5 protein-coding genes are annotated in these 4,855 nt (G+C 72.6%); 1 reads left to right on the forward strand and 4 read right to left on the reverse strand.

Features of this window, described 5'->3' with window-relative positions; genetic code table 11:
* Positions 1-901 precede the first annotated feature (901 nt).
* The 4 genes from FOE67_RS16640 to FOE67_RS16655 form a co-directional block, all read right to left on the reverse strand.
* Positions 902-1,060 carry a DUF6760 family protein gene (locus tag FOE67_RS16640; protein WP_182665070.1) on the reverse strand — a complete coding sequence of 53 codons (159 nt, stop codon included), beginning with the start codon at positions 1,058-1,060 and terminating at the stop codon, positions 902-904.
* Positions 1,057-1,563 (reverse strand): hypothetical protein, encoded by a 507-nt coding sequence (locus FOE67_RS16645; RefSeq protein ID WP_438874239.1) that lies wholly within the window; start codon positions 1,561-1,563, stop codon positions 1,057-1,059. Before FOE67_RS16645 ends, FOE67_RS16640 begins: the two co-directional genes overlap by 4 nt.
* The gene (locus FOE67_RS16650) at positions 1,563-2,009 is read right to left on the reverse strand and encodes a phage tail protein (protein WP_182606499.1); all 447 of its coding nucleotides are present in this window, start codon (positions 2,007-2,009) and stop codon (positions 1,563-1,565) included. Before FOE67_RS16650 ends, FOE67_RS16645 begins: the two co-directional genes overlap by 1 nt.
* 119 nt (positions 2,010-2,128) lie before the next feature.
* The gene (locus FOE67_RS16655; protein WP_182665072.1) at positions 2,129-3,730 is read right to left on the reverse strand and encodes a phage tail sheath family protein; all 1,602 of its coding nucleotides are present in this window, start codon (positions 3,728-3,730) and stop codon (positions 2,129-2,131) included.
* Positions 3,731-4,003: 273 nt separating this feature from the next.
* Between FOE67_RS16655 and FOE67_RS16660 the strand changes: the two genes are divergently transcribed.
* Positions 4,004-4,855, forward strand: an 852-nt coding sequence (locus tag FOE67_RS16660; RefSeq protein WP_438874240.1) for a COG1470 family protein, incomplete at its 3' end; no start/stop codon positions are given.

Consider the following 4,855-nt stretch of genomic DNA (forward strand, 5'->3'; position numbering starts at 1 on the left):
GGCGTGCCGGGGCCACCGGGTTTCCCGGTCCCGCCCCGGGGGCCGGGGCGGGACCGGGACGGGAGGAGCCGCCCTTCGACGCGGGTCGCGACGGCCGGGGGCCCGGCGTGTCGGCGGACACCGCCCGTTGAACGGGTGGGTTCCCGGGCCCGCCGGAGCCGCCGCGCCCGGGGGTGTCCGCCCCTCCCCCGGGTGCCGACGGCCCCGAACGCGGCGCACCCGTCGGGGGCGCGGGCGCACCCGTCGGGGGCGCGGGGGCAGCCGTGACCGGCGCCGCGGGTGTGTCCGTGCGAGGAGTCGGTTCCCGGCGTACGGCGGGCAGTACCCGCCGTTCGGAGGCGGTCGGGTCCGTCGCCGCCCTGGTCAGGGAGCGCCGGCTCGGCGCCGGTGCCGGTGTCGCCGGACGGGGGCGCACCCGGATCCCCGACCGTGGGGTGGGCGCCCCGGGCCGGGTCACCGGCCCGGTCGGCACCGGATGCGGGGCACGCTGCACGTCGGCCGGTCCCGGATCCACCGGGATCGGGGACACGGAGTACCCCGACGCCGGTTCGGGCGCCGGGGTTTCGAGTCCCGGAACGGCGCCCCGGGGCGGCTCCGGCATCCGCCCCATGGGACTCACGGGAGCCCGCCCGTCCAGGATCACCGGAGGCCGCTCCCGGCGCTGCGAGGGGTCGCGGAAGGTCGCGAGGCGGTCCTCGAACCGGGCGTTGGCGACCTGCCGCCCCCCGCCCAGAACCGGCCGGAGCGGCGGCAACGACGCCCAGGCCGCCACGGCGGGGCGTTCCGGGGCCGGCACGTCGGCGGGAGCGGACGCGGTCCCGCCGAGGGTGCCGGGCCGCTCGGCGGGGGAGCCGGCCGCCTCGTCCGGACGACGCAGCAGACGGTCGAGGAAACCCACCGTTCAGTCCCCCGTCTCGGTGTGCGGCACCAGGGCCGCGACCTGCCGCACGTAGCGGATCCGATCGTGGTGCTCCAGGTCCAGGAGCTCGGCGTGTCCCCAGTGGAAGTGGTAGGCGAGGTACGCGATCTCCTCGTGCAGACGGTCGGTCGCGTACGTCACGATTCCCCCAGGCGGCTCCCGCCGAGCTCCACCTCGAAGGGCTCGGAGCAGTGGGGACAGGTCACCGAGGCCCGGGTGTGCCCCTCGGCGTTGATCTGGCGGTAGAAGTCCTGGAGGAACGCCAGGTCCGAGGCGAACATCCCCTCGACGGTGCCGTCGTGCACCACCGGAAGGGTGCCGAGCCGGGTGATGACACGCCCCAGGAGCACCACCGAGAGGTACGCCGGGTTCTCCCGCACCCGGACGTCGCGGAGCGGGAGCAGTTCGTCCCGCGCGGTGGAGAGCCGCATCACCCCGTCCCGGTGGACCGTGCCCTCGGCGTCGACGTACCCGCGCGGCAGTTCGAAGGGGAATTCGGTGCGCAGCTCCGAGGCGTGAGGGACGGCCGGGCGCGCCGGAGCCGGTTCCGGGGCCGGGGTCGGGGTCGGGGCCTGTTCCCCGGCCGGGGCCCGGCCTCCGGCGGCGGCGTTCCTCATCGTCGGCAGGGTGACCGTACGCCTCATTACTCGATGACCAGCTCTTCGAAGGTGATGGTCACGGTCTCGGTGAGCGGCGACGCGTCGCCGGCGGTCAGCGACGAGGGGGCCACCTTGTGGCACCACGCGTTGCGCAGGTTGTAGCGCCGCACCGGGTTCCGCTGGTAGTCCATGAGGATGACCGAGGCGTCCTTGCGGGCCTGCCCCATGTCGCCCGCGATCGAGTCGCTCACCCAGTCGGTGAAGACCTTGTCGGTGTTGGCGCCGTAGACGACGCTCAGGCTGCCGCCCTTCGCGATGCCCGGCATGTTCTTGGTGAGCGGGGCGCCCCCGTCGGCCGTGTTCTGCGTGTAGGTGATGACTTCCAGCTCGTAGGTGAAATCACTGATCTCGTGGATGGTGTCGACCAGGATGCCGTCGATCTGGATGCCGAAGTTGTGAACTGTGAGGGCGTCGCCCTGCTCCAGAGCCATCGGTTCGTTCTCTCTCTGTGTCGGGGCGGGGTCACGACACACCCCGCGGGAAGTGATGGGGCACCGCGCGTCGGCCGGTCACCGGAGCCGGGGGCTCCGGTGACCGGCCGACCGGGTGCCTACTCCTCCAGCTCGCTGGAGCCGCTGGAGTACTGGGAGAGCCGGAAGATCACGAACTCGGCGGGCTTGACCACGGAGACACCGATCTCACAGACGACGCGGCCGACGTCGATGGACTCCGGCGGGTTGGTCTCCTCGTCGCACTTGACGTAGAAGGCCTGGTTGGGCTGGGTACCGAAGAGGGCACCGCTGCGCCACTCGTTGGTCAGGAAGGAGGAGATGTTGCGCCGGATGCGGGCCCACAGCCGGTGGTCGTTGGGCTCGAAGACCACCCATTGGGTGCCCAGCAGGATGGCCTCCTCCAGGTAGTTGAAGTACCGGCGGATGTTGAGGTAGCGCCACTCCGGGTCGGAGGAGAGGGTGCGCGCGCCCCACACCCGGATGCCACGGCCGGGGAAGGCCCGCAGGCAGTTGACCCCGATGGGGTTGAGCAGGTCCTGCTCGCCGTGGGTGACCTGGAGTTCCAGGTCCACGGCGCCCCGCACCACCTCGTTGGCCGGCGCCTTGTGCACGCCGCGCTCGCTGTCGTTGCGGGCCCAGACACCGGCGATGTGGCCGCTCGGCGGCATCAACCGGGCCTTGCCGATGGCCGGGTCGAAGGTCTTGATCCACGGGTAGTAGAGCGCCGCGTACTTGGAGTCGAAGTTGGCGGTCTCCTGGCGCCACACCCGGACCTGGCGGGCGTTCATGCCCGGCGGCGGGTCGATGATGGCGACCCGGTCGCCCATCAGTTCGCAGTGCGCGATGAGGCCGAGCTGGACGGCCTTGACGGTCTCCAGGTCGATGGCGCCCTGCTGGTAGGCGGCCATCAGGTCGGGGACCGCGACCATGGTGATCTCGTCGATGGCCTCCAGGCCGCCGAAGCCGGTGCGGTCGGCGGAGTCGCCGAGGTACTGCTCGGCGCCGGGGGCCGGAGGGTTCGAAGCGGGCCGTTCCACCGGTGCCGGGGCGGGAGCGGGTGCCTCGAGCGTCACGGTCTGGTTCTCCGGGCGGGCGAGCTGCGCGGCGGGGGCCGCCTCGGCCACGGAGATGAATTGGGAACGCTCCTTGACCTGGGTGACGACGTAGGAACGGCCGCTCTTCCTGCCCGGGGTGACGTCGAAGCTCTCGACGACCCTGTCACCGTCCCTGACGTTCAGTCGGAACCGCTCGGCCGGGCCCTCGCCCTCCGCGTCGGCCACCTCGACGCTCAGCGGTCCCCGCCGGCCGGGGGCGATCGCGGTGACGGTGAAGGTGCCGAGCTCCCTCGGCGCGGCCGGCACCGGCGCCGCCGGTGCGGCGGGCGCGGTGTCGAGCGCTCCGGGGCGTCCGCCGGCCTCGGCCGGGAAGCCATCGGGCGAGCCGCCGACCCGCACGACATAGGCGGTGGTGCCGCCGTTGTTGAAGAACCCGTAGACGGCCTGCGCGAGGTGGTACCCCTCGGTGAAGTCACCGAACGATGCCACGTACTGGGTCCAGTTGGTGACCAGCGTCGGCTCGTTCATCGGCCCGGTGGGCGCGAGGCCGACGAAGGCCGCCACCGAGGTGCCCACCCCCTCGATGGGACGCGTTCCGCTCGCTACCTCCTCGACGTAGACGCCGGGGGACAGATAGGACGGCATGGTGTGCATCTCCTCGGGGTAGGAGTAGGGATACGACAACCATCACCCGCGTCGCTTCCGCGACGAAACGTCCCACCGGCCCCTCCAGCGGGCAGATTCGTTGCCCGCCGGGGCACTTGACATGCCCCGGGGCATGACCCGGGAGTTCCGCCGCACCCTTCCCGCTCCCCTCCCGAAGGGCTTCCGCGAGGGCATCAACCCTGCCCTTCCGGACACCGGGTACGGCTCCGACGGCTCCTGACCGGGTGGGGGCCCGTTCACTACGCTCCCGACGTGACCCTGTGGACCTCCCTGGAACCCGCTTCCGCGACCGTTCGCCCCGGCGACGCCACGCGGGTGCGCCTGCGGCTGCGCAACACCGGCGATGTCGTCGACGAGTACCACTTCGAGCCCGTGGGAGAGGTCGCCCCCTGGACCACGGTGGAACCGCGGACGCTCCGTCTCTACCCGGGGACGACCGGGGACGTCGAGCTGACCTTCGCACCGCCCCGTGACCCCGACGCCCTGGCGGGGCCGACCCCGTACGCGGTGCGGATCACGCCGACCGAGCACCCCGAGGCCACGGTCGTTCCCGAGGGCAACATCACCGTGCTCCCCTTCAGCGAGGTGCGGGCGGAACTGGTGCCGCCCACCGTCAGGGGGAGGTTCCGCGGACGTCCCCGGCTGGCGGTCGACAACCTCGGCAACACGCCGCTCACCGCCTCCGTGGTCGGCAGCGACGACGGCGACCGGCTCTCCTACGACATCCAGCCGGGCCACGTGCGGATCGAGCCCGGACGGGCCGCCTTCGTCACCAGCACGCTGCGGCCGCGGGAGATCATCTGGTTCGGCTCCAACCAGGAACGGCCGTACACCCTCGCGGTGCAGCGCTCGGGGCGGGATCCGCTCACGGTGGAGGGCACCTACATCCAGCGGGGCTTCCTGCCGGGTTGGCTCGCGGCCCTCCTCGCGGCGGTCGTGGCCCTGTTCGTCGCCGGCGCGATGCTGTGGATCACGCACGACCCGGGAGTGGAGTCCCTCGCCGTCGAGCACACCGCCGACGTGAGCGAGGTCCTCCCCCCGGACGCCGTGCCGTCCGGTCCGGAACCTCCCCCCCTCCAGGAACCACAGGCACCGCCCCCGGAG

Source organism: Streptomyces calidiresistens (assembly GCF_014141525.1).
In the GTDB taxonomy this organism is placed as follows: Bacteria; Actinomycetota; Actinomycetes; order Streptomycetales; family Streptomycetaceae; genus Streptomyces; species Streptomyces calidiresistens.

Excerpts from the sequence above, each read along its gene's own strand:
- FOE67_RS16645 (WP_438874239.1), bottom strand. The coding sequence starts at position 1,563 with ATGAGGCGTACGGTCACCCTGCCGACGATGAGGAACGCCGCCGCCGGA.
- FOE67_RS16650 (WP_182606499.1), bottom strand. The coding sequence starts at position 2,009 with ATGGCTCTGGAGCAGGGCGACGCCCTCACAGTTCACAACTTCGGCATC.
- FOE67_RS16655 (WP_182665072.1), bottom strand. The coding sequence starts at position 3,730 with ATGCCGTCCTATCTGTCCCCCGGCGTCTACGTCGAGGAGGTAGCGAGC.